Origin of the sequence: Campylobacter troglodytis (assembly GCF_006864425.1) — a bacterium.
In the GTDB taxonomy this organism is placed as follows: domain Bacteria; phylum Campylobacterota; class Campylobacteria; order Campylobacterales; family Campylobacteraceae; genus Campylobacter_D; species Campylobacter_D troglodytis.
In genome coordinates, this window is the sequence record NZ_QHLI01000026.1 from 1 (window position 1) to 25018 (window position 25018).

The window sequence follows — 25018 nt, forward strand, 5'->3', positions numbered from 1 at the left end:
TAAAGAGCAGTGAATTTTAAGTAGCTTTAATTGTCGAATTTTTTGATAAGCTTTAAAAAAACAAATAATTTTTAAACAAGCTTAATCAATGAATTTTTTTAAAGGAGGGTGAAGTTTAAGTGTTTAAGTAGGTTTAAGTAGTTTTAAGTAGCTAGTTTTTTTTAAAAACAAACGAATTTTAAGTAGAGTTAATTGGCGAGTTTTTTGATAAACTTTTAAAAACAAGTGATTTAAACAAGCTTAATTGTCGAGTTTTTGATCAAGTGTTTTTTGCTTCCTTGCACTCTCGAATATAAGCAAAAGCAGCTTTGCAAACTTTCAATTTGCCAAATTTCATAGCAAATTTATTTTTCGTTTAAAAAATAGAATTTATATATAATGCAAAAATTAAAGGACAAGATTTATATAAAATCTTGCTAAAATGATAAGATAAAATCTGCTTAAGTTAAATTGAGCCTATCAAATTTAATTAAACTTGATAAGAGAAAATTCCTTAAAAGATATTGAACCTTCTAATAAAAATCTAGCAAAAATCTCATAAATCAAATTTTTGCCAAATTATCTAAGATCAACAAAGAATAAATTTAAAAATATAAAAGCTAATCCATAATGCAGTTTCAAGCTAGAAAAAATTTTTCTAAGACTATTCTTATGCTATCCTCATCAAACTGTGTTTGATAATTTATAGCCATCTTAGCATCTTCAAAAAGCTTGAAAAACTCCCTTGCTGCTTTGATTTTGCCTTTTTCAAGCCCACTTAAAGCTAGATCCTTCTTGCCCTTGCTTTCAATGATACAGCAAAGTTCTTTGCCATCTTCGTTCTTTTTATCTAATATGTAAGCAAAGTCAGGCGTATAACTAAAGCCTCCTGCAGCTGGGATCTTGAGTGCATTTTTGGGGATTTTGGTAAAAACCTTTACCTCTTTTATATCGCTTAAAATATTATTTTTTTCTATTTTTGAATCATAAAAAATTTCCTCAAATAAATAGCTACTTGGCGTTTTGCCCTCAGTTTGCATAGTGCCAAAATTTAGCTTTACTGTGTTTAAAGCCTCGCCCTCTTTGTTAGTAAAAACCGTAGGATGAGCCTTGCTTGAAAGCTTACAAAAGCTTACTTCAAATTTACTCAAAGCATTTTCAAACAAAAAGTCATTAAAATGCTTTTTTAGCTCGTTTATATTGTGCGGATTATAAAATTTTTCATTAATTTCTAGCTCAGCTAAGCACCCGCGCAAGGTGTTTATATTTACAAGCAAGGCCAAAGCCGCTTTTTGCACAAATTCATCCTTGTTTATGGCTTGATAATCCACGCTAGTTAGAGCATTAAAGCCTTTTTGAATGCCTACTAAGTCTTTTGTGTGGGTCATTTTTTCGCTTTGAACTATGATCTCATTTTTTATGGCATTTGGCAAAAATTCCCTTAAAAAATCCTTTAAAAGCCCTTTAAATTCAGCCTCGCTTGTGAATTTATACTCTAAAACCACCCTTTGATTGATAAGCTCCCACAACGCCTTAAGCTCTTTGTATTTATTCTTTCTTAGATGGGCTAGTTTTGTAAGATCCTTTTTATTTCTTATCTTGTTTTCTTGTAATTTTTTGTCAAAAAGCTGTGGGTAGAGTGCTTTCAAAGATGAAATTCCCCCATTTAAAAATTGCAAATCCTCATTTATTATGCCTTCTTTTACAAGCAAATTCATCATTTTAAATTTAGAAAGTTTTATAAGCTCACAAAGTTTTTCAAGCATTTCCTCGCTTAGTTTTTGCATATCATCGCTAAAAATCACCCCACTTTTTTCATTTATTTCTCGCACCAAAGCCCTTGCAAGGTCCTCTTGAGTGTCATTTACTATGTATTGTAAAAAATGCTCCTTTGTGTCCCTACTCATATATTCATTCACAGGTAGTCTAAGCCCCCTACCTACTTCTTGCAATTTGCTTATCTCACTTCCACTAACACCAAGCTTACAAATGGTAAAAACATTAGGATTATCCCAGCCCACACCAAGGGTCCTGTGCGAAAAGATAAATCTTCTTACATTATTTAAAGATAGCAAGGCCTCTTTGTCGTGTAGAATTTCCCTTACTTCATTTGCTATCATTTCCTCCTTATCTTTCTTGTCCTTTGCAAAATACCCCCCACTAAGGCCTTTTAAATTCATTAAACTTTGCTCTAAATACCGCTTATAAAAGCCTGTTGCTCTTTGTAATTTTTCTTGCATAATGTGTTTTGCTAGTTTTTCAAATTCATTACGCAAGGTCTCATTTTTAGCATTATCACTTCTATAACTGTTTATGTCATCTATGAAAAAAAGGCATAAGGGCTTGATCTTACACTCTTCATTAAGCAGCTTTTCTTCTAGGTCAAAATGTCGCTCTAAGGCCGTTTTTAGCATAGCTTGTTGCATTTGTGGTAAGTAATCACTAAGATAAATTCTATCCCCCTTTTTGTACAAAATATCATCATTGTTTAAAAGCAATTCTTTTTTTCTTGTGATATTTTTTATTTTTAAATTCAAAAGCCCTTCACTTAAAGCCCTCAAACTCTCATCAAGCCTTAAAATTACTTCTTTTAAGGGATTTTTTTGCCCCTTAACCTTTAAGGCAAATCTAGCTTGCACACTTTTTTCATCTACTTCTAAAAGCTCTACATATTCTTGCCTTTCATTGCCCTCACTCTTGCAAATGCTAATTTCTATGCCCTTGATTAAATTTTGATTAAAGGCATCAATGGCATTTAAAACATAAAGCAAATTCTCGTATTTTCCTTGAAATTCAAGCCCTTTTTTTGAGTGTTTGCCCTCATCATAAAAGCTAGCACCAAATCTAAATATAAGCTGTGGATTTATCGCCTTTTCACCGCTCTTTGTTGCAAAATCTTGTTTATTTGTGGAAGCTTGAATTCTTTTCCAAGCCTCATTTGTCTTTCTAAACAAATGCGGCTCATCGACAATGCAAACGACATTTAAGGCACTTAAAGCATCAAAGGCATTGTCAAACTCATCAAATAAATTATCATCATAGCCCTTTTTTAGGCTATCAGAGCTTAGCATTGCTGAGTTTATTACCAAAAAGCAAAGCTCGTTTTTGCTTTCATTTTCCACAAAGGCTCTTAAAGCACTTGGAACAGGGTTTTTGTTGCTATCCCTTTTTGCCTCTATCATAAAGGCTTCTAGCTCAAAGCCATACTCGCTTCTAAAATGCTCCCTCGTGCTATCACTTTGTAAAAAATTCATAGTATTTGCCTTTATAGCAAGGCTTGGCACGGCTATGACAAATTTTCTAAGCTTATATTTTGATAAAGCTCAAAGGCCAGCTTTGTGTAGGTATAGGTTTTTCCTGTTCCTGTTTTTATCATCAAATCATAAACATTGCTGTGTAATTTAATGCTTTTTTCAAGCCTTTGTCTTTCTTGCAAATGCCTTAAATTCAGCTCTTTTTGCCTTAAATCTAGCTCTAAGATAGGATTTATCCTGCTATCTTGTAATATGCCTAAATTTGTTTGTTTTAAACTAGCACCCTCAAAGGCTTCTAGCACTGCTTTTATGGCTGCTTCTTGATGAGGCAAGTTTCTTTCATACACAAAGCCCATCACAAAAACCTCGCATTAAGGCTGATTTTTATGCCCTTTTTGTTGCTATATGATCTTAGCCCCTCTTCAAGCTCTCTAATCCTCGCACTTTCAAAGGCATTGTTTAGATAAATTACCTCTTTTATGATGAAATTTTCTTTGTCTATCTTTTCTATCAAGCATTTTAAATGCTTAGTTTTAAAGCCAGTATCTAGCAAAAATAGCCTTTCATTTACCCTTATGGCTTCATAATCATCTAAATTCACAGTTTCATTTGGTATGTGAAGTGCTATGCCTAAATCCAGCCTAAAAGTCTCTAAAAGGGCATTTTTATGCTCCTGGTTTAAGAAATTATAAAGATTTGCATCTTGTGCCTTTATGCTTGGGGTTAGCTCATAAATCTTAAAGCCCAAATCTTGGCTTGAATTTAACGAGGCGATCTTTGCCCCTGCTCTTATGATTCTTTCCTTGGTAATGTCAAATATAGTAGGATTTTCGCTTTTTAGCTCATTTTTGCAAAAATCAAAGGCGGTTTTTGATTTTTTCTCATCGATTTTTTCATCAAGCTGCACTAGGATAAAGCGTCTATTGGCGTTATCTTGTGAATTTAACTCCATCACAGCGTGGGCTGTTGTGGCTGATCCTGCGAAAAAGTCTAAAATGATTTCAGGCTCATTTTGAGAAGTAGAGTTTGCCAAAGGCAAAGCCCCTTGTTGTGCGGAGGGTTCGCCTTTTAAAGCCCCCTCCCTTGCGGAGGGGGTTTGGGGGTGGGTAAATTTTGCGTTAGCAAAATTATCATCTTGCAAAATTTGTGAATTTTCTTTTGAATTTTCACTTAAATTCAAGGCATTTACTGAATTTGGAGTGTTCTTTAACAACCCACCCCCTAAATCCCCCTTCGCAAGGGAGGGGGACTTGCCATCATTTACGCTATGCGGAGTATCGGCAGAGTCGCCCCCCCCCCCCCGTTGAATTCAGGGCTGTTTGGGATTGTTGAAACTCCTAAAAGGCGTTTGATTAAATCAACAGGTTTTGGGTCTTTGAAAACATTTGCTCCAAAAATTTCTTCATTTTCAGTGTTGCCATCTGAAGTCCAAACGCCCGAAATTATAGAATACATTAAAGATTGATTACCCCCACTATATCTACAAACGAGATTAAATTTATCATTGTAAGGTTTTAAAAAATATGTGCCGTTAGCTAATTTTTCTTTTATTTCATCATATTTTTCTTGCGATATTAGTTTTTCTTTCAAAAATATATCCATTTCCTCAAACATTAAATTTCTATGATTTATGAGTTCATTTGGATACTTTTCATATATGTTTCTCAATTTTGGATTATTTGTGTATTTTCCGTGAATTTTTCTCAAAAAATCCGTTTCAATGCTTGATTTTTCCTTAACTTTAAACAATCCTTTTAACAAACTTTTATCTTTTGCGTAAATCAAAACATATTCGTGTCCTTCGTAAAAATACTTTGCTTGTCCGCCGCCTGATTTTTTCTGCCACACAAAGCAACTTACAAAATTCCCCTCCCCAAAGATATTATCGCATAAAAGCTTTAAATTGGCTTCTTCATTATCATCGATGGAGATGAAGATCACCCCATCATCACGAAGTAAGCTTCTAGCAAGATAAAGCCTTGGATACATAAAGCTTAGCCAAGCACTATGAGAACTTGCCTTGTTAAGGGTTTTACTCAGTATATTTTCAGCCTCATCCTCACTTATATCAGCCATATTTGCTAGGCTTTGTGGGGTAAAATCCCTTTCGTCATTATAGACAAAGTCCTTGCCTGTGTTGTAAGGTGGGTCTATGTATATCATTTTAATCTTGCGGTAATAGGCATTTTTAAGGTGTTTTAGCACCTCTAAGTTATCCCCCTTAATCAGCACATTTTTAGAATGTGCATTTTGTGCTAATTTGTTGTGGGCATAATCTTGAGTGATAAGGGTATTTGTAGGAAGCCTTTGCATAAGCCTTGCGTAAGAGCCAGGTAAGGGCGTAGGATTCCTTTGAAAGGCTTTCTTTTATGTTCTTTTCTTGCGTTAGTTTTGCTTGAATTTCAAGCTTTGCTTTTGAATTGTCTTGTGTATTTTGACTTGTTTTAATTTTAGGCTTTTCTTGTGTATTAAATTCAAGCCTTTCTTGTTCTTTAAATTCAGGTTTTGCTTGTGAGTTTTCTTGTGAGTTAAATTCAGGCTTTGCTTGTAAATCGTCTTGTGAGTTTTGATTTTCTTTTGCGAATTTGTCTTGTGAATTTTGACTTGCTTGAATTTCAAATTGTGCATTTAAATTTTGACTGTGAATTTGAGCTTTTTCTTGTGTGCTTTGACTTTTTTGAGCTTCAAGTGCATTTTGTGCTTTTAACTCCCCTTGTGTTTCAAACTCTTTTTGAAGTTCAAGCCTTGCTATAAAATCAGCTATGCTTTCTTTAAGCCTTTGTGTTATTAGTTTTCCGTTTTTGTCAAAGCATTGCGGGAAGTAAGCTTTAATGAGCTTAAGTATCTCTTTGCTTTCTAGATCAAGCATCTTCGCCCCTTTTTGTGAATTTTTTGAATTTTGCCCTTTTTCTTAAAGCCTTGCTGAATTTTGTCAATTTCTATCTTTGTTAAATTTAACTTTTATAAAATTTCGCCTTACCAAATTTATATGTTATCAAATTTTTAGCTTACTGAATTTTGCAAAAACATTTCTAATGCTTAAAGTTAAGTAAAATTACACAAAGGCAAATTAAATTAAGCTTATATGAGTTTTATTTGAATTTAAAGCAAAAAGCGACAAAAACAAGCCCTCATTTTAAGGACTTGCTTTGTCGCTTTGAATTTAAGCTAGTTTGCCTCACACATAAAACTTTTACGCACCGCATCAAAAGACTTTTTCTACGCACAGCAAAGAGCCTTTTTCGCAACCGCGCAGTTTTTGCAGCACAAAAACGGACAAACAAAAGCCTTGTGAAATTTACAAAGCTACTCCACCTCAGCGTCTATGACATCATCATCTTTTTTGTTCTTGCCCCCGCCGCTTGAGCCTCCAGAGCCGCCAGCAGAATCGTCCTTTTTATACATAGTTTCAGCTATTTTATGCGAAGCATCGCTTAGAGCCTTCATCTTAGCCTCTATCTCTTCTTTTGTGGAATTTTCGTTTTTAAGGGTTTCTCTTAGCTCGTCCAAGGCTTTTTGTATGTTTGCCTTATCTTCTTCTGGCACCTTCTCGCCAAGCTCGCCCAAGGATTTTTCCACCTGATGAGCTAGGGCTTCGGCTTGATTTCTAGCCTCAATGACCTCTTTTCGCTTCTTATCCTCTTCTTTGTGAAGCTCAGCGTCTTTTACCATTTTTTCAATCTCTTCCTCGCTAAGTCCGCTTGAGCCCGTGATTTTAATCTCTTGAGCCTTGCCTGTTGCCTTGTCCTTTGCAGACACGGTTAAAATGCCGTTTGCGTCTATGTCAAAGGTAACTTCAATTTGTGGCATTCCTCGTGGGGCTGGCGGGATGCCCTCTAAATTGAAATTTCCCAAGGATTTATTATCCCGGCTAAATTCACGCTCCCCTTGCAAGACATTTATCGTTACGGCTGATTGATTATCCTCGGCGGTTGAGAAGGTTTGTTCCTTTTTGGTAGGTATGGTCGTTCCCTTTTCGATGATTTTTGTCATCACGCCTCCGAGGGTTTCTATGCCAAGAGAAAGCGGGGTTACATCAAGTAAGAGCACATCTTTAACATCGCCGCGAATGACAGCACCCTGAATGGCAGCACCTATGGCTACAACCTCATCAGGATTTACACCCTTGTTTAGGTCCTTGTTAAACGCCTTTTTTACCTCATCTTGCACGAGAGGAACGCGGGTTGAGCCACCCACCATAACAATCTCTTTTATCTCGTCCTTTTTAAGCCCTGCATCTTTTACCACCTCGTTGATTTTGCTGATGGTTTCATTGACCATCTTTTCTATCATAGATTCAAATTTAGCGCGGGTAATCTTTTTCACAAGGTGCTTTGGACCTGTGGCATCTGCTGTGATAAATGGCAAATTCACCTCTGTTTCAGTGGCTGAGCTAAGCTCTTTTTTGGCATTTTCAGCCGCTTCTTTAAGGCGTTGCAAAGCCATCACATCGTTTTTTAGGTCTATGCCTGTTTCGCTTTTAAACTCGTTTGCCAAAAAGTCGATGAGCTGGTTGTCAAAGTCATCGCCTCCCAAAAAGGCATTACCCCCTGTGGCAAGCACCTCTACGACATTATCCCCTGTTTCAAGCACGGTTACATCAAAGGTCCCGCCACCCAAATCATAAACAACTATCTTTTCGCTTTCTTTTTTATCAAGCCCATAAGCAAGTGCTGCGCTGGTAGGCTCGTTGATGATGCGAAGCACATTTAATCCTGCAATGGTTCCTGCTTCTTTTGTGGCTTTGCGTTGTGCGTCATTAAAATACGCAGGCACCGTGATGACAGCATCCACTACTGTGTCTCCCAAAAAGGCTTCAGCGTCTTCTTTAAGCTTCATTAAAACCTTGGCTGAAATTTCTTGAGGGGTGTAAATCTTTCCTGCTATTTCAACCGCGCAAGCTCCGTTTCTTTCTGTGATATGATAAGGCAAGCGTGATTTTGCCTCCTTTGCAGCCTCTTCGTTTATCATAAGCCCCATTATTCTTTTGATAGAATAAATGGTTTTTTCAGGATTAGTTACAGCTTGACGCTTTGCACTGTCTCCTACTAAAACCTCGCCCTTGTCTGTGAATGCCACGACAGAGGGGGTTGTGTTCTTGCCCTCCTTGTTGGGGATTACCTTACTTTCTCCTCTTTCATATATGGAGACGCAAGAATTTGTTGTTCCTAGGTCTATTCCTATAAGTTTGCTCATTTTTGTCCTTTCTAAGTTTGCAAGTTTAACTTGCATTTTGTGAATTTAAGCTATTTTGCTACGCTTACCTTGCTAGGTCTTAGCACTCTCTCGCCCATTTGATAGCCCTTTTGATAAACCTCAACTATGGCAGAGCTTGAGTGGTGTGCGCTTTCTACATTCATCATAGCCTCGTGTAGATTGTGATCAAACTCCTCGTGCTGCATAATGGGCTTAACCCCGTGCTTGGCAAGCTTTGCTAAAAACAAATCCAAGGTGTTTTTTACTCCTTCTTTGAATTTTTCTCCCACCTCGTCATTTGTTTCAACACTTGCTGCTGCTTCGAGTGCATCAAGCACATCAAGCAGATCCCTTGCAAAGTTTTCATTAGCATAAGCAAGGGCTAGAGACTTTTCCTTTTCTAGCCTCTTTTTGATGTTTTCAAATTCAGCATTTGATCGCATATACTTATCTTTAAGCTCGGCAAGTTCTATTTTACAAGAGTTTAATTCGTCTATTTCTTCGTTTTGAAGCTCTTCTTTTTCTTCTGTCGAGCTTTCTTCTTGATCTTTCACTCTTCCTCCTTTTGAATTTTTTGTGTATTATATAACATTGAGTGTAACAATGTCAAGTATTTTTTACAAAAAATTAAAAAAATTTATTTAATAAAATTTAGTCTATTATACTAAAGTTTATTAAGTTACTTAGAGTAAGATCTTAAACTTTGCCTTGTATTTAATGAAAATTTGCTTCTTCTTGTGAATTTTTTAAACACTTAGTCCTATGAGTTGGCGTTTAAATTCAAGGAAATTAAAGAATTTAAGATGAGTAAGGATCTTTAAAAAAAATAGCCAAGCAATTTAAAAATCTTTAAGCTTGAATTTAAAAAGATAGCTTGTAGCCTTGATCTAAGTTTAGAATCTAATCAAACAAAAGACACAAAATTATTAAATAGCCCTATTAAATTCAAAACACAGTTTATTTTTATCTTACTTAAAGTCCTTGCTTGAAGCTAAAATTAGCTTGAATTTTCTAGCTAGTATTTAAACCGTCAAGCTTTTGATATTTTATCTTGCAAGTAGGCTTTTTTAAAGAGGTATTGATCTTAGATAAAGTATTGTCATTTTAAAAGAAGCTAGGCATTTTCGCAAGAAAATGCCAAAGATTAAAATATAAAATTTCAAAAAATGTGAATTTTTTAAGCCTCCACAAAAGAATAAAAAAGACAAAGCAATGCCTTTAAAAGCCTACAAGCAAATTTATTTTAGCCTTAAAAACTCCCCAACAAGCTTTTCAATCTCCTTGATTCCAAGCTGCCAAAAGTTTTTATCCTCAATGTCAAAGCCAAAAAGACCCACTAGCTCCTTAGGGCTCTTGCTACCACCTAAGGATAGCATTTGTATATATCTTTCCTTAAAATCCTCGCACTTACCACTTTTATAAAGCCCATAAAGTGCTAGTACAAGAAGCTGGGCATAGCCATAGGCATAGCAATAAAAAGGAGTATGTATGAAATGTGGTATATAACTCCACCAAAGCGAGTAATGCTTACTAAGTTTAACGCTACCATCAAACATCTTCTCGCTTTCTTTTAGCCAAAGCTCATTAATTTCAGCCAAACTTAGCTCGCCTTGATGTGCGTGTATGGCTCTTTCAAAGGTGGTGAAATTTATTTGTCTGTAAAGGGTGGCAAAGATGTCTTCTAATTTTGAGGCATAAAGTCCTATAAGCTCATCTTTTTTCAAGGATTTTTTCATATAATCAAAAACAAGCATCTCAGCAAAGACAGAAGCGGTTTCAGCTGTGGTTAGAGGGGTATCTTGGCTTAAAAAATTCACGCTGTAGCTTAATTTTTGATGTATGGCGTGTCCTAACTCGTGTGCAAGGGTAAATAAGTCTCTTCTTCTTTCTGTGTAATTTAGCAAAACAAAGGGATGGGTATCGCTTACTGTTGAGTGCGAAAAGGCTCCTCCTCTTTTATTTTCTCTTGGATAAACATCTATCCAGTTTTCATTGAAGGCTGTTTTTGCGATCTGGCTAAATTTGGGAGAAAATGAATCAAAGGCTTTTATCACTATCTTTTGAGCCTTTTTGTAATTTACACTTAGATCCTTGCCCAAAGGTGCGTATCTATCATAATCTTTGAGGCTTTTAAGCCCTAGAATTTGACGCTTTCTTTTGTAAAAGGTGCCAACTAGGTGGAAATTTTTTTCTGTGCTTTCAATGAGTGAATCCACGCTTGCTTGGGTGATTTGATTACTTATATGTCTTGATTCTTCGGCATTTTTATACTGTCTAAGCTCACAAATGCTCTTTCTTTCAGCCTTGATCATATTTAAAATATAAGCAAGTGTGGGTGCATTTGCTTGAAGCACCTTGCTAAAAGCCTTTGCGGCGGTTTTTCTGGTGTTTCTATTTGCACTATAAAGCTTGCTTAAAGCCTCCTCCTCGCTTAGAAGCTTGTTTTCAAAGCTTATCTTCCATCTGCTTGTCATCTCATCAAAAAGCCTTGCAAATGCTCTTGCTCCCGTGCTTGAAAGGTGTAAGATAACTCGCTCTTCTTCCTTGCTAAGATTATGCTTTTTATTTTTGATGAGATTTTGCAAATAAAAGCCATATTCCTCGCACTCACTTATAATTTTTTGTGCCTTTTTTGGCTCAAATTCACAAAATTCAAGCTCAAAGAAGAGCATATTTTCCTCTACACCCTTGCACTCTTGCTCATAGTTTGCATAAAGTGCTCCCTTGCTTGTATCCCTTGCAAAGCACAAAAAGGCATAGCTCATTATCTTTGCTATATTAAAGGCTATTTTTTCATATCTTTGCAAGGCTGTTTTAAACTCAGCTGTTTTTAAGGTGCTAAGCTTGTTCTCATAGTCCTTTTTAAAAGCCCTTGCCTTTGTTTTACTCTCTTGTAAAAGCTTCTTTGCTAAGTCCTCAGTGCTAAATAAATCCTCTAAATTCCAGCTCATCTTTTGTCCTTTTTTGTTTGAATTCTAGCAATTTAAACTTAATCGCATTAAAGATCTTGCCAAATATTAGGGCTAAGATGGGGGATCTTGTCCTTAATTTAAAGAAAAGAATTTAGATAAGATTAAAAATTTAGGAAACATTTTTTATCAAGCTTTGCTTGAATTTATAAGCAAAAATTAAAGCATAGCCCTAATGGCTACAAAAATTAGATCTTAATATAAAAGCTAGATAAAACAAAATGATATAATAGATCCTCATAATTTTGTTAATGGGGTATAAGTGATCAAAAAAGAATCTATAAATCAAGTTGATTTAATCAAATTCTTTGACAATGAAAAAGATGGATTAAGGGAGTTGGAATTTATACTGAGTGGAAATTTATACACAAACAATGGCATTAAAAAAGAAAAGATTGAGGATCTAAGATATATTTGTCATAATTTTAAGCTCTATCACAAGCTAAGAGATGATCTAAGTGCTAAAAAGATCTTTAAGCTCTTAAAACAAAAGGTAGGTGAGGGGCTTAGCGTAAGGGTTTATTCTTTTGAAAAGAGCTTAGAAGAAAGCATAGCAAAGCCTTACTACCTAGATCCAACAAGCAATAAAATATATGATAACAAAATATCTAAGAGTTTAGAGGTATTTTCTTTCTATGATGAGGATAATCCTCTTGTAAAATTTACACAAGGTCTAAGACAAATAGCCAAGGAAAATGCCAAGGATATAGCTAAGATTGATCTTAGGCTTGATGATTTAAACGAAATGGCTGCTTATTTATTATTTGATGAAAAAGAAAAGAACCAAGATAAGCTAGAAAAAATTCAAAAACTAAATGAGAAATTTTACAAAGAACTAAATAAATTCAAAGAAGCATTGAAAGATTATATAGTAAAGGTGAAAGAATGCGAATATTATGACAAGCAGATTAAGGCTAAAATTATTAAAACGCTGAATTTATTTTTTGATGAAATGAAAGATAATATAAAAGAGCTTGTAAAAGAGGGAAATAATTTAATATTAAAAGAAATACTTAAATTTTTCATAGCCCTTGTTGATCTTAGTGATCTTAAAACAATGTTTAGTAAGCTTACTATTTTGCCTATTTTTTTGGATCTTATAAATACTGCCAACAGTATCAAACATTTCAAGGATAATCAAATAAAATATGCCTATTTGCTACCACTATATAAGCTTTTAAATCAAAAAATGGCTATGTATCTCACCCTAGCTCAAAGAATGTTTTGCTCGCATTTTTTTATTATCAATAAAACAAATATCATTGATCTTTCTGGCATAGATCTCTTTAAGAACAACAAGGCTATCTTAGACAAGGGATTAGGTTTTGTTGCACTTATAAATGATCTAAGTGCTTTTGTGAATTTTTTAGAAAATAATGATATAAATTTAAATCAAACATATAAAAATAACTGCATAGCAAACACCGCTCAAACAAACAGTGCCGCTCTTTTAGATAAATACCTAAGCCACCAGCTTCATAAAAGCATCTTGCTAAATTATATAGAATACCCAAGCTTTGCTTCATCTTATCTAGCTGAGATCTTACAAAATAAAAACAACAATGCCTTATATAAAACAAATAATGCTTTGCCATCTAATCCAAATGAATTAAATTATTTGGTTATTAGCAATGCTCCTACTTATGAAAACGCAGGACTTGAAAGCGAAATTATGCAGCATTTTTTAGGATATAAGATAAAAAGGCTTGGGCAAAATAAAAAAATTGCTAGTAGCTATGCATCAAAGATTGATTATAGCAACTACTGTATAGATAGGCAAGGCACTAAGCTTTGTGTGGTGAGATTAAGCCCCTTTGTATGTATAAAAACTAGCCAATACAACGAGATCTATGAGCTGGCTAAGAGCTATGAGGATGAGAATTTTGCACTGTATTATCCACAAGAAAAATACAAGGCAGAACAAATGATTGCTTATATAGCTTCTTTTTTTAAACAAGCAAAGGAGCTTAAAGAAATAATCAACTCAGGCAAAGACTTTTTTGAGCAATACCTCAAAAATATGCAAATTTTTTTAGAAGCCATACATAAAAACAAGATTCCAAAAAACACAAAATATTACTACTGTTTAAGTGAAATTTTACTAATAGCTCTTAGTTTTTATCTTATACAAAGGGAGTTGAAAAACTATGGCAAAGATTATGAAGTACAAATTATCAACAAAGATTCTTTCTTTCCCACCATAAACACCACCTCCTATCAAGTGCTTAGCTTTGAAGATATAAAGATAAATTTTATCGCTCAAAATGCCTATATTAAGCTTTCTGATGGGCTAAGCAAAAGAATATTTTTAAACAAAGCATTAAAAGAAAGCTTGGATGAAAAGCTAGATGATGAGTGCTGTATATTTTTAGATCTCTTAATGGCTAAGAACACTCAAGATAAAGAAGAGCTCGAGTATGACTTAGAAGAGGATCTAAGTATAGACAAAGAATTTATGCAGTATATAGAGTATAAAGCAGATCTTATACAAGAAGAAGAGACACTAGAAAAGGCATTTAAAAAAGAATTTCCTAATTTTAAGCTAACACAATATGATCTTTTAGAAAAGGCATTTGAAAGCTTTATTTCTTCTTTGTTTCCCTTTGTGGATTATTTAAACATTGATGATTTAGAGCTTTCAAAAAGACTTTTAAAAAATGTATTAGAGCAAAAACCCTTAAAAAAAATACTTAAAGAAGAATTAGGGCTTGCTTATCTAGCTCTTTTATTAAAAAACACAAAACCCTTACAAACAGTAACTAAGCATTCTTTCTTCATAAAACAGTCTTTTAAGATGATGCTTAGAGCAGAAAAATATGCATTAATGTATGAAAAATTAAGCGAGATCAAGATAGAGCTAACTGTTACAAAAAATATATCAAAAATTAATAGATTCAAACGGTTTAGTAAAAACTATCTAAGAGCATATACAAATCGAGCATATAAACAAGCCTTGCAAGATCTAGGCAAGGGCATAGTTTTAAATTTTATTGATGAGTATTTTTACACAAGCTTTGAAAGGCTTGAGGCTCAATATAAAAAAATAAGCTTTGAACATTTTCTTTATAAATATGATGAGCCTTATGCTGTTAAGCAAAAAAATTTTATCACATATCCTTTGAAAATTCAAAGCAATTTTATGTGCTTTGATTTTAATGAAATGTTTTATGGTGGAAAGCTTTGTACTGGTGGATTAAGGTATTTTTTAGGCTTTTCTTATATTTTTCATCTGAGAAATTTTAAAGATGATCTTATAAAAAGAATTATATATTTTATCGCACTTGATCATCATAGACACGAAGATAGCTTAGAAAATTATATAAACGAGTTAAAAGCACCGTCAAAACAAATAGGCAAAGTAAAATGTGATGAATTATATAAGGAATTCATTCCAAACAAGGAGCCAAAATATTATAAAATAAGTAAGGATGGAATAAGCTCTAATAACCCACAAGAAAGTGCTACAATGCAATATGAATTATATAAGCTATATAAAAAAAGAGAAAAAATAAAAAATAGCCAAGGAAAAAAAGTGCCATCAGCCATTGATGCCTATAATGAAGCCTTAGATATTTTACAAGATCTTTATGATAAGATCTTACACACTAAAAATCACAAAGATGACAATAAAATGAGAAGGCTGCTAGAATGCCTTGAACTTATAGGACAAAATAATATTTGGGCTATGTATATTGAGGAAAATGATGAAAAAGAAGCACGTAATAACTTAGACGAAGATAAAAAAAGACCTCCTTATTTTATAGGAAGATTAGCCACAACAATTATTAGAGACGGTGGATTATGGATAGGATAGAAGCCTTTTATAATTATTTATTTAAAGAAGATGAGAGCTATGAGATACGAACGCCCAATGGCATCATCTTAAAGGTAGATAAAAATACAAATAAAATACATTTCACACCTAGAACAACACCTGCAAAAGTTGGCAAATACCGTGATATACAAACAAAGGCTCTCTTAGAGGCAAATGAGATACTTATGAACTCACCATATAAAACCTATAAACCACACATTCTTGATCCAAGACTAAAAACAGGACAAAGCTCAACCTTGCTTGAATTTAAAAGAATACAGTCATATTATTATAAAGAAGCACCCCTAGGAAGGGTGGCTCCTTGGACAAAAAAAGAAAAGGCTTATTATGAAGCTTTAAAAACAAAAAGAGAACGTTATAAATATTTACTCATAAGAAGTGGGCTAAGAAGTGCAGCTATAAATATACCCTACGATGCTTATTGCAATATAAATGAAGAGGGTAAGCTAATAAATTCTGAGTTTGTGGGGCTTTATGAAGAAGTAGAAGAAAATAGAGGACTTCTTGGTTATGGATATTTACCCCTTGCAGAATACGAACTTTCAGCAGGACTACTAGGTGATATACGAGGCATAGGTGGTGCTACGGCTTTGTTTAATACAGGATTTAAGGCAAGGGCTATTCAGGTTTACTGGCTTTATATGCAGGTTTTAAGTTTAAGTGGTGTGCTTGATAATTATGAGCCAGAACTAGCCTTGGGCTATGGCTTAATAGCAAATCTAAGAAAGCAAAATATGCTAAAACAATTCATAGAAAATCCACCCTATGATAGCTTTAATATGCTGCCATATTTAGATGAAATGATAGGGGTTGATTGGGTAATGGACTTTAATGAGCATTTGCTTGTTAATGATGCTGGAGGAGACGCCTTAGCCTGGATATGTCAAAAAATAGAAAGAGGAGAGCTACTTGATCCCAGAGACTCAAGGGCAACTTCACAAGATAGGCTAATATTTGACGCACAAAGAAAGAACTCTGATTTTAGAACCTTTGATATGGAAAAACCAAACGAATGGAGCATAGAAAATATGCAATCTTTTAAAATGCATCTGCGTTTGCAAGCTAATATAGCAGCTTTAACCCCACATCAAAGCTATCCAAATGCACCCATATATGCTACGCCAGAATACTTACAAAGGCTTTATTATGAGGGAAAATTTGATGCAAAAAAATGGGATATTACAATACCGGCCATATATAGAGAATATTTTCCGCAGTATTTAAGAGAACAAATAGAAGACTATGCAAAAAAGCATAATATTAAAGATTAAAATTTAAGCACTTGATGCTTTTAGCTACAATCACATAGGAACTTTTCTAAGCCCTTTTGATAAAATTTGGCTTTTTTTCGCAAAAATGTTTATTTATCACTCTAAGCCTATGGGCGAAGAAGGCATTAAATTTAAAAAGGCATTAAATTCAAGGTGCTTATCCATAAATTCGTGGATTCTTAGCTTCGCTTAGTATGAGAAGAATACTCAAAATGGAAAATTGTTTTGTCATTCACAGAGGCGATAGGAAGAATTCAAAGGATTTTCAAGGTTTGCTTTTTTGCTTTTGGATATTTCGCTACGCCTAGAATGACAAGCAGTATTGTCATATTGAGTTTTCGTAGAAAACAAAAGATCTCTTTTTAAATTTAGAAATACTTCGCAACATTTAAAATGATAAATAGTATTTTATATAAAATCAATATTTTTGTTAAAATAGAGCCTAAAATTTTATACAAAATTTCATTTTTAAGCTTTTAGAACTAATTATATAAGCTAAAAACATCAAGCACCAAGATTAAACATCATAGAATTTTTTTAGACTAAATTCGAATTTTATTTGGCTCTTTTTTAAAAGAGTGCTATCTTTGTTTATAATGAAAGGAAGCGAAAATAGAAAAAGAAAGGCAATCTTAGGCAATTTTGTCATATTCAAGATAATATTTAAAGCCCCTTGCTTAAACTAAGTTAAAACATCAATAAGAATTCACAAATAATGCTTTAAAACAAAAATTTAATCCTTTCTTATAAATTTTTGGCAAAAATGCTTAAAAATTCAGGCTTAATTTATAAAAAGATTAAAAATTCACTCAAAGATGAATTGTTTCAAAATTTCACACTTGTTAATGTTAAAACTTCAAAAGCAAAGAGAAATTTTAGCTAAAGCTTGAATTTTCAGTGAATTTAAAATCAAGGTGCATATAGATTACAGAATACGGAGGACAGAATACAAAAAATTGATGAGAAATTTTTGCAAAATGATCTGGCTTAATTAAACTGAAACCAAATGGTTTTTAAGTTAATATCTATGAAAAACAAAAATCCGTTTTTAAATTGTCTTGAAATAAATTTAAGGAATTTTCAAGTATTTTTTACTTCGCCTCCGACTCTTCCTTTGTAAGAAACCCTCGATTTAGAGGTAAAAAGACGCTTTTGTCAAATCTCATAACAAAGTTGTATGTAAAAGAAATTCGCATTTGAACCCTTAAAAAATATGAAAAGCTTTCTAAAATGAGTGGTGAATCAAAGTTGATGAAAGTTATTTTTGCTTCGTGTTACACACTCGCAACTGCGTAGTAGAAGTTTGTGAAATTTAAACTTGCTAAATTTCGTGGAATAAAACAAAGAAATTGTTGGCCTTCACTTAAAAGAAATCAAATTAAGATGAAAAATTTAAGGCAATATTTTCATCAAAATTTATTAAAATGTATAAGCCAAAATCCTATTAAGTTTAATTTTGCCAAACAATTTTTTAAGCTTAAGATAAAAATCCGTCCTCTGTTTTTATTATTTTGTAAGCTGAACGAAGGAGTTTGCTTTGCTAAAAAAGCACAAAATAGCTTAAATTCACAAAAAATTCATCTCCTAATTTTAGCTAAAATTTCTTGTATCAAGCCCACATCCTTAATGCCCACTTCCTTTTCCACACGAGAATTAAAGTCCAAAATGCAAGGCTTTTGCCCTTTTGTATTTGTGGCATTAAGTGCAAAGGTGGCATTGTCCATTCCAAGCCCTCCAGCTAACGCGAATTCTTTGTCATAATTTTTTAACAAATCCCAGTTGAATTTCACTCCATTACCCCCTTTTAATGCACCTTTGGTGTCAAAAAGCACCAAATCAGCATTGATTTCAGTAGGTATTTGCAAATCTTGCCCTACGCTAATTACCTGCCACACGCTTAAATTCAGCTCTTTTAAGCGTTCAAAAAGACTTTTATCTATGCTTTTTTGAATTTGCACGCCGTTTAACCTTGCTTTAAGTGCTGAATTTATAATGAGCTCATCGCTCTCATCAACAAAAACTCCAATTGCCTTTTTGCCGTTTTTTTGAATAAGCTCGCTTAAATTTTTAGCCAAATTTAAACTCACTTGACGAGGGCTTTTAGCAAAAATTAGCCCCATAAAATCAATATTTAAAGCTGCAACTTGCTTTGCATTTTCAAGCTCTTTAATCCCACAAATTTTAATCCTTGTCAAGTTCTTGCACCCTTTTTTGATAGTTTGCAAAAAATTCAGCCACCTTGCCTGAATTTATAGCCTCAAGCACCAAATCTTTTGCAACTTCTAGGCTTTGCACCCTGTTTGCGGTGTAAAGGGCAAACATTGCATTAAGCACCACTATGTCAAATTTTGCGCCCCTTTCTTTGCCGCTAAGTGTATCAAGCAAGATTTTAGCATTTTGCTCAGCATTTCCCCCTACAATCTCGCTGTGAAAAGCCCTTTTAAAGCCAAACTGCTCGGGGCTTATGGTGTAGTTTGTGATTTTGCCTTCTCTTAGCTCATAAATGACAGTATCATCGCAAATACTAAGCTCATCCATTCCGTCCTTTCCACGCACGATTAACGCGTGTTTGCGTCCAAGCTTTCTTAAAACCTCAGCCAAAAGCCTATGCACAGGTGCGTGGTAGTTGCCCATAAGTTGATATTTTAGGCTTAAATTTGGATGTAGCAAGGGTCCAAGCACATTAAAGACTGTGCGAACGCCAAGTTTAGCCCTTACATCCTTCACCTCACCCACAAGAGAATGGAAAAATGGGGCGTGAAAGAAGGCAAGCCCTGTTTCATCAAGCACTCTTTTTTGCTTTTCTATGCTATCAAAGGCTGGGATTTTAAGAGCGGCTAAGACATCTGAGCTTCCGCTTGCACTTGAAACGGCACGGTTTCCGTGTTTGGCTACCTTTACGCCAAGTGCGGCAAGTATAAAAGCCGTAGTTGTGGAGACATTTATGCTCTTAAAGCCATCCCCGCCCGTGCCTACAATGTCTATCATCTCGCTTTCATCGTTGAAAGTGTGAGAATACCTTAAAATATTACTTACAAGTGCGGATAAAGAATGCTCGTTAAGGGATTTTTCAGTGATTAAAACAAGCAAGGCTCCAAGCTGCACAGCCTCATACTCACGGCTAGCGATGATTTGGCAAATTTTGGCAAAGTCATCGTTGTTTAGGGGGTTATTATCTTGTAACTTTGTTATAAACTGTGCTAAATTTGGCTTTTGTTCTGTTTTTGTAGGCTTTTTAGCCTTGAATTTAAGGAAATTCTCAAAGATTTTCAGCCCATACTCGCTAAAATAGCTCTCAGGGTGAAACTGCACGCCGTAATAGGGCAATTCTTTGTGCTTCGTAGCCATCAAAACCCCATCATCCGTGTAGGCAAGGGCTTCAAGCTCATTTGGCAAATTGCAAACTTCAAGAGAATGATAACGCATAACGCTAAATTCCTTTGGAAATTCGCTAAATAGCTCACTTTGCCTCGCAAGAGTGATTTTTGAGCTTACCGCGTGTGCTACTTCTTTGAGCCTTTGAATTTTTGCATTAAAGCAAAAGCCTAGTGCTTGATGACCCAAACAAATGCCAAGGGTTGGAATTTGAAGCCTTGCTTTGAAAATTTCAAGGCAAACCCCACTATCTTTGGGGTGTTTTGGACCAGGGCTTAAAATGATGAGCGAGGGTGCAAGCCTTTTTATCTCATCAAGGGTGATTTTATCGTTTCTATAAACGGCTATTTCATCGTTTGTGAGCTTTAAAAGCATTGTTTTTATGTTAAAAACGAAGCTATCATAATTATCTATTAGCAAGATCATCTTTTGTCCTTTAAGCTCTCAAAGGCACTAAGTAGCGAGCGACGTTTGGCACAAATTTCTTCATATTCTTTTTTAGGCTGTGAATGTGCTACTATGCCAGCCCCGCTTGCGATATAGGCTTTATTTTCTGTGAAAATGAGTGAGCGAATGAGTATGGCAAGTAGGACATCCTCGCTGAATTTCAAAAAGCCGATTGCCCCTCCGTAAATGCCTCTGTTTAAGCCCTCTAACTCGCTGATAAGCTCTAAGGCTCTAATTTTAGGTGCTCCGCTTAAGGTCCCTGCTGGAAATACCGCATTTATAGCATCAAAAATGCTAGCATCCTCGCGTAAATTCGCATAAACCTCGCTTACTATGTGCATTACATATTGATAGCTTACCACAGAAAAGGGATTTGCCACCCTTGTATTTACTCCAAACTTTGACACATCGTTTCTTGCCAAATCAACAAGCATTCTGTGTTCGCTTAATTCTTTCTCATCACTTAGTAAATCCTTTTGAAGTGCTATTTTATCGGTGTTATCGCTTAAATTTCTAGTGCCTGCTATGGGGGCTACAAAAAGCTCTTTGTTTTTAATGCTTAAAACCAGCTCAGGCGATGAGCCAACCACTACCCCATAAGGCGTGGGAAGGTGAAACATATATGGGCTTGGATTTTGCAAGGCTAATTCCTCATAAAATTCAAAGCTATCAACGCTTGTAGCCACACAAAGCTGAGAGGATAGCACCACTTGAAAGATGTCCCCACTTAAAAGATATTCCTTTGCCCTTTGAACCATAGCTAGAAAGCCTTGTTTTTCTTTGTTTAAATCGCTTGTTATTTTAAAGTCTTTTGAGTTTACCGTGTTGTTTGCGTGGGTGCTTGAAATTTTTGAGTTTTTTGTGGCAGGGCTTGAATTTTTTGAGTGTGTTGTGAGGGTTTTTGAGTTTTCATTTGAATTTTCAGAGCTTTTTGTGTCTTGCTTTAAAGATAAATTCAAGGTCTTTGCTGAATTTTTCTTTGAATTTAAATTCACGCATTCTTGTGAATTTGTTGAATTTTCCTTTGAATTTGAGCTTAAATTCACAGTCTTTGCTAAGTCTTCCTTTGAATTTAAATTCACACATTCTTGTGAATTTTTTGCGAAACTCGCTGAATTTTCGTCCAAAAATTCAAAATATGCCTCATCCCCAAAGCTCTCATAAAGCTTTGAATGCTTGTGATAAATCAAATAAGCCCTTGCGTCTAAAAAGAAAAAAAGCGGAAAATCATAGCTTTTTTTAGTAGGCGTTTTTATGTCCTCATAAAGTGTGATGAAATCAGCTGCCAAAACCCCAAAAAAGCCAGCATATTCGCAAAGTGAAACCTTTGCAGCCCTTTCATAAAATCTAGCCTTAAACTCGCTAAAATCCATATCCTTAGCATCCAAACACTCCCCATCTATGCCTATGATGACCTTGCTTTCATCCTCTGCGTAATAGCTTTTAGGAAAGCGAGCTAAAAGCTCTTTGTAATAATCTTGCACCCTGCCTGTAAGCATTTGCCATCCTTTTGTCTTTTAAGATATAACGTTATTGTAAGCGAACTTGTTTTGTGAAATTTTATAGCTAATTAGCCCTTAATTATAGCCAAATTTTTTAAGTCTAAAACAAGCTTTGTCAGCTTAAATTCACAAAAGCAAGGCTTTAAAACTAAGTTTATAAAAGAAACTTAGCTTGAATTCAGTAAGCATTTAAAAATTTTAATATTTCTTATAAGAAAGGATGAATTTTATGCTAGAATTTGAGCCTATTTTTACTTTAAGGCAAAGAATGAAGAATTTAACAGTCCAAGAAAAAAAGGACCTTGATGATATAGTCTTTAATGCACTTGCTAAAAGCACCAAGGCTGGGTTTTTCTCTCTTTTATGGGCTAAGCTTACAAAGCTTCTTTTTAAAGACACTAGATAATTTTTGCAAGTAATTTAAGTAGCCTTTGTAAAATCTAAAAATCCCCTACACAGTTTTAAGATCTAGCATCTTTTTAGACAAAATCTTAGCAAATGGGCTTGTAATTTTTAAAAAATTTAAGCTACTAAGGTATTTTTAAAAAGCAAATTCTCTTGGCAAACAAGTTTTAAGCAAATGCCCTCCTTGTCATTTTAAAAAACTAGGTATTTTTGTAAGAAATTTTACAAGAAGCTTATAAAAGAATTTTAAAGCCTCTTTGCCTTTTGAAGCTTTTTAAAACCTTGCAAAGTAAAACACTATCAGGCAATATTTGTTTAAAAAACATTATTATTAAATTTAGGCTCAATTAAATTTAGCTCAAGATACTTTAATAGGATTTTAGCTTATCAATTTCAGCAAATTTTGATGAGAATCTTGTCCTAAATTTTTCGCATTTATTTTGTTTGCTTTAAGTTAAGGAGTTTGCTTTAAATGAGGGATAAAATTTTCTTTATGCCTTTAAATTTGGCAAGTGTCAACCTCGCATAGCCCTTGTGTTACTGAGTTGCAAGACGAGTGGCAAGAAGTAAAAAATTCACAGTTTCATTGATATGATTGCGTCTTTTTGCAAACTCAAATTTAGAGTGCTTTACAAAATCTTGTGCCCTTACTCCTTCTTGCAAGTTTGCAAGAAGTAAAAAATACTTCAAAATTTCACTTGGCGAAATTCGCAAACAAAGCCTTGTTTTTTATAAACATTAACTTAAAAGCCCTTTGAGTTTAATTGAGCCAAACATTAAAACTTAAATTCAAAGATGGCAGAGATTAAATTCAAGTTATTAAATTTAATCTTTCAACCAAAAATAACCCCCTTAGTCAAAAAAACTGAAGCTTTTTACTTAAAATAGCTTTTTAGTATGCTAAGAAGATTGATCACCTCTTTTTCTCTCTTTGATTTTGTATCTGCTTGGATTAAATGCTGTTTTATGTGCTCTTCTAAAACCCCACTCATCAAAGAATTTATCGAGCCTCTAATGGCTACTGCTTGCTGTAAAATTTCAAAGCAGTCTTTTTCTTCAACAAGCACTCTTTCTAGGGCATTTAACTGACCTCTGATCTTTTTAATGCGAACAAGGAGTTTGTGTTTATTTTCTGGGCTGTGTTTCATAAGCTTCCTTTTTAAGATATACTAGGGTATGGTATTATAGCCTTACTTAGCTTAATTTAATATTTATTTGAGTAAATGTGAAAAATCTTTAATCTTTTAAGATAATTTTAACTATACTAGGGTATAGTATATTTACAATTTTAAAGAAAGGATTTTAATATGAAAAAAGCTAAGTTTTTATTTCACGAGCCACTACTTAACAAAGCTACACTAAACATTCACTCAACACATACTCACAAGCAAGGCTTAGAAGATAAAGAAGAAAATTCACACAGCCACAGTGAGTTTTTACATAAGGCTAATTCGTCCAAGCATAGCGAAAATAAATATAATGTAAATTCACACTCAGCCCACAAAGAACACAGCCACGAGGGGCATTTTGATGCAAGAAGTGCAGACAAAAGGGTTTTGCTTATAGCCTTTGGACTGAGTGTGTCTATGATGGTGGTGCAGTTTATCTACGCACTAGCTACAAACTCCCTTGCCCTTTTAAGCGACACCTTGCATATGTTTTCTGATGCCTTTGCTTTGATTTTAAGCTTTTTAGCCATTTTAGCTACTCAAAGGCTTAAAAGCGAGCAAAAAACCTTTGGTTATTTTAGGCTTGAAATATTAGTAGCCCTCATAAATGCCCTTGCTCTCATACTCTCGGTTATATATATAAGCTATGAAGCCATACAAAGACTTATAAATCCAAGCGAGATAGACGCTAAGACCATGCTAATAGTAGCCTTTGTAGGACTTTTGGTGAATGCTCTTAGTGGCTTTTTGATGTTTAGGAGTGGCAATTTAGAAAATATCAACATAAGATCGGCTTTTTTGCATATAATTAGCGATTTGTTAAGCTCTATTGGTGTTATAATAGGAGGCATAGTTGTTTATTTTACGCAACTTTATTATATAGATAGCATTTTGGGACTGTTAATCGCCCTTTTGCTTTTAAGATGGGCTCTTGTGCTTATAAAACAAAGCGTAAATATCTTGCTTGAAAGCTCTCCCATTGACATACAAAGTGTAAAGGCACAAATTTTAGGCATTAAGGGGGTTGTTAAAATAGAGGATCTGCATATATCTCAAATTACAAACAAAATGTTAATAGCCACCATGCACTTGCAAGTAAAGAGTGATTTAATTAGCGACTTTGAGCTTATTTCGCATCAAATTTCAAGGCTTTTGTATGAAAAATTTGAGATAGGGCATTGTACCATAGAACCTAGCCTTAGCAACTAAGATCTTGTTTTTTAAAAGCTTTGTTTGGTTTTTGTTTATAAAATCTTTGCTAAAAGGGTATCGAACTTAGACAAATGTCTTACTTGTCATTTTAGAATACAAGAGATATGTTTTCAAGCAAATGCTACAAATTAAAATTATAAAAACTTAGGCTTTGAATTTTAAAGCCTCTTTGTCTTTTGTAAGCTTACAAAAAATTCAAAATGACAAAGCAAGGCTTTTTTAGCCTATGAAATATAAAAATATTTTTCTTAAAAATTCATTAAATTTAAAGGATTTTTAGGCTTTGAATTTTACTAAGACGTTTTGTAAAAAGCCTTTTTTAAATTCAAAGCACACCAAACTCAGTTTGAATTTAAGCTTAAATTTAACTATAAACTGTGAATTTATATCAAAATTTAATCCTC

General features: G+C 34.2%; 16 protein-coding genes and 1 pseudogene. 4 read left to right on the top strand and 13 right to left on the bottom strand.

Annotated features, from left to right (window positions below):
• Positions 1 to 617: 617 nt before the first annotated feature.
• The 8 genes and pseudogenes from DMC01_RS06690 to DMC01_RS06720 all read right to left on the bottom strand — a co-directional run bounded on the left by DMC01_RS06690 (position 618) and on the right by DMC01_RS06720 (position 11380).
• Positions 618 to 3233 carry a type III restriction-modification system endonuclease gene (locus DMC01_RS06690; protein WP_246059075.1) on the bottom strand — a complete coding sequence of 872 codons (2616 nt, stop codon included), beginning with the start codon at positions 3231 to 3233 and terminating at the stop codon, positions 618 to 620.
• A 32-nt stretch (positions 3234 to 3265) separates the two neighbouring features.
• Entirely contained in the window at positions 3266 to 3580 is a 315-nt protein-coding gene (locus DMC01_RS15040; protein ID WP_246059077.1) for a DEAD/DEAH box helicase family protein, read from the bottom strand.
• Positions 3581 to 3588: 8 nt separating this feature from the next.
• Positions 3589 to 4257, bottom strand: a pseudogene (locus DMC01_RS13420) (site-specific DNA-methyltransferase); the annotation flags it as partial.
• 236 nt (positions 4258 to 4493) lie between these two features.
• Complete coding sequence (locus DMC01_RS06700; protein WP_142693495.1) at positions 4494 to 5546, bottom strand: site-specific DNA-methyltransferase; 1053 nt, start codon at positions 5544 to 5546, stop codon at positions 4494 to 4496.
• Positions 5470 to 6102, bottom strand: coding sequence for a hypothetical protein (locus DMC01_RS06705; protein WP_142693496.1), 633 nt, complete (start codon positions 6100 to 6102; stop codon positions 5470 to 5472). Before DMC01_RS06705 ends, DMC01_RS06700 begins: the two co-directional genes overlap by 77 nt.
• 437 nt (positions 6103 to 6539) lie before the next feature.
• Entirely contained in the window at positions 6540 to 8429 is a 1890-nt protein-coding gene (dnaK, locus tag DMC01_RS06710; protein WP_142693497.1) for a molecular chaperone DnaK, read from the bottom strand.
• 50 nt (positions 8430 to 8479) lie between these two features.
• Positions 8480 to 8983, bottom strand: a complete 504-nt coding sequence (grpE, locus tag DMC01_RS06715; RefSeq protein WP_142693498.1) for a nucleotide exchange factor GrpE — start codon at positions 8981 to 8983, stop codon at positions 8480 to 8482.
• Positions 8984 to 9667: 684 nt separating this feature from the next.
• Positions 9668 to 11380 carry a M3 family oligoendopeptidase gene (locus tag DMC01_RS06720; RefSeq protein ID WP_142693499.1) on the bottom strand — a complete coding sequence of 571 codons (1713 nt, stop codon included), beginning with the start codon at positions 11378 to 11380 and terminating at the stop codon, positions 9668 to 9670.
• Positions 11381 to 11660: 280 nt separating this feature from the next.
• Here DMC01_RS06720 and DMC01_RS06725 point away from each other — a divergent pair, with 280 nt between their 5' ends.
• Positions 11661 to 15212, top strand: a complete 3552-nt coding sequence (locus DMC01_RS06725; protein ID WP_142693500.1) for a hypothetical protein — start codon at positions 11661 to 11663, stop codon at positions 15210 to 15212.
• Positions 15200 to 16504, top strand: a complete 1305-nt coding sequence (locus DMC01_RS06730; protein ID WP_142693501.1) for a hypothetical protein — start codon at positions 15200 to 15202, stop codon at positions 16502 to 16504. Before DMC01_RS06725 ends, DMC01_RS06730 begins: the two co-directional genes overlap by 13 nt.
• 1577 nt (positions 16505 to 18081) lie before the next feature.
• Here the strand turns inward: DMC01_RS06730 and DMC01_RS06735 are convergent.
• From DMC01_RS06735 to DMC01_RS06745, 3 genes are read right to left on the bottom strand one after another with little or no spacing between them, the layout of a single operon-like run.
• Positions 18082 to 18699, bottom strand: coding sequence for a phosphoribosylanthranilate isomerase (locus DMC01_RS06735; RefSeq protein WP_142693502.1), 618 nt, complete (start codon positions 18697 to 18699; stop codon positions 18082 to 18084).
• The gene (trpD, locus tag DMC01_RS06740; protein WP_142693503.1) at positions 18686 to 20305 is read right to left on the bottom strand and encodes an anthranilate phosphoribosyltransferase; all 1620 of its coding nucleotides are present in this window, start codon (positions 20303 to 20305) and stop codon (positions 18686 to 18688) included. The genes DMC01_RS06735 and trpD overlap by 14 nt, the downstream gene beginning before the upstream one ends.
• Positions 20302 to 21825, bottom strand: coding sequence for an anthranilate synthase component I family protein (locus tag DMC01_RS06745; protein ID WP_345788963.1), 1524 nt, complete (start codon positions 21823 to 21825; stop codon positions 20302 to 20304). The genes trpD and DMC01_RS06745 overlap by 4 nt, the downstream gene beginning before the upstream one ends.
• A 232-nt stretch (positions 21826 to 22057) precedes the next feature.
• Between DMC01_RS06745 and DMC01_RS13425 the strand changes: the two genes are divergently transcribed.
• Complete coding sequence (locus tag DMC01_RS13425) at positions 22058 to 22234, top strand: hypothetical protein (RefSeq protein WP_185908798.1); 177 nt, start codon at positions 22058 to 22060, stop codon at positions 22232 to 22234.
• Positions 22235 to 22770: 536 nt separating this feature from the next.
• Here DMC01_RS13425 and DMC01_RS13430 read toward each other — a convergent pair.
• Entirely contained in the window at positions 22771 to 22947 is a 177-nt protein-coding gene (locus tag DMC01_RS13430; protein ID WP_185908800.1) for a hypothetical protein, read from the bottom strand.
• Between the two features lie 161 nt (positions 22948 to 23108).
• On the bottom strand, positions 23109 to 23381 hold the full coding sequence (locus DMC01_RS06750) for a metal/formaldehyde-sensitive transcriptional repressor (RefSeq protein WP_142693504.1): 273 nt from the start codon (positions 23379 to 23381) through the stop codon (positions 23109 to 23111).
• A 159-nt stretch (positions 23382 to 23540) separates the two neighbouring features.
• Here DMC01_RS06750 and DMC01_RS06755 point away from each other — a divergent pair, with 159 nt between their 5' ends.
• Positions 23541 to 24611: a cation diffusion facilitator family transporter gene (locus DMC01_RS06755; RefSeq protein WP_142693505.1), complete on the top strand. Its 1071-nt coding sequence runs from the start codon at positions 23541 to 23543 to the stop codon at positions 24609 to 24611.
• The last annotated feature ends 407 nt before the right edge of the window (positions 24612 to 25018 follow it).

Excerpts from the sequence above, each read along its gene's own strand:
- DMC01_RS06690 (WP_246059075.1), bottom strand. The coding sequence starts at position 3,233 with ATGAATTTTTTACAAAGTGATAGCACGAGGGAGCATTTTAGAAGCGAG.
- DMC01_RS06700 (WP_142693495.1), bottom strand. The coding sequence starts at position 5,546 with ATGCAAAGGCTTCCTACAAATACCCTTATCACTCAAGATTATGCCCAC.
- DMC01_RS06705 (WP_142693496.1), bottom strand. The coding sequence starts at position 6,102 with ATGCTTGATCTAGAAAGCAAAGAGATACTTAAGCTCATTAAAGCTTAC.
- dnaK (WP_142693497.1), bottom strand. The coding sequence starts at position 8,429 with ATGAGCAAACTTATAGGAATAGACCTAGGAACAACAAATTCTTGCGTC.
- DMC01_RS06720 (WP_142693499.1), bottom strand. The coding sequence starts at position 11,380 with ATGAGCTGGAATTTAGAGGATTTATTTAGCACTGAGGACTTAGCAAAG.
- DMC01_RS06730 (WP_142693501.1), top strand. The coding sequence starts at position 15,200 with ATGGATAGGATAGAAGCCTTTTATAATTATTTATTTAAAGAAGATGAG.
- trpD (WP_142693503.1), bottom strand. The coding sequence starts at position 20,305 with ATGATCTTGCTAATAGATAATTATGATAGCTTCGTTTTTAACATAAAA.
- DMC01_RS06745 (WP_345788963.1), bottom strand. The coding sequence starts at position 21,825 with ATGCTTACAGGCAGGGTGCAAGATTATTACAAAGAGCTTTTAGCTCGC.
- DMC01_RS13425 (WP_185908798.1), top strand. The coding sequence starts at position 22,058 with ATGCTAGAATTTGAGCCTATTTTTACTTTAAGGCAAAGAATGAAGAAT.
- DMC01_RS06750 (WP_142693504.1), bottom strand. The coding sequence starts at position 23,381 with ATGAAACACAGCCCAGAAAATAAACACAAACTCCTTGTTCGCATTAAA.
- DMC01_RS06755 (WP_142693505.1), top strand. The coding sequence starts at position 23,541 with ATGAAAAAAGCTAAGTTTTTATTTCACGAGCCACTACTTAACAAAGCT.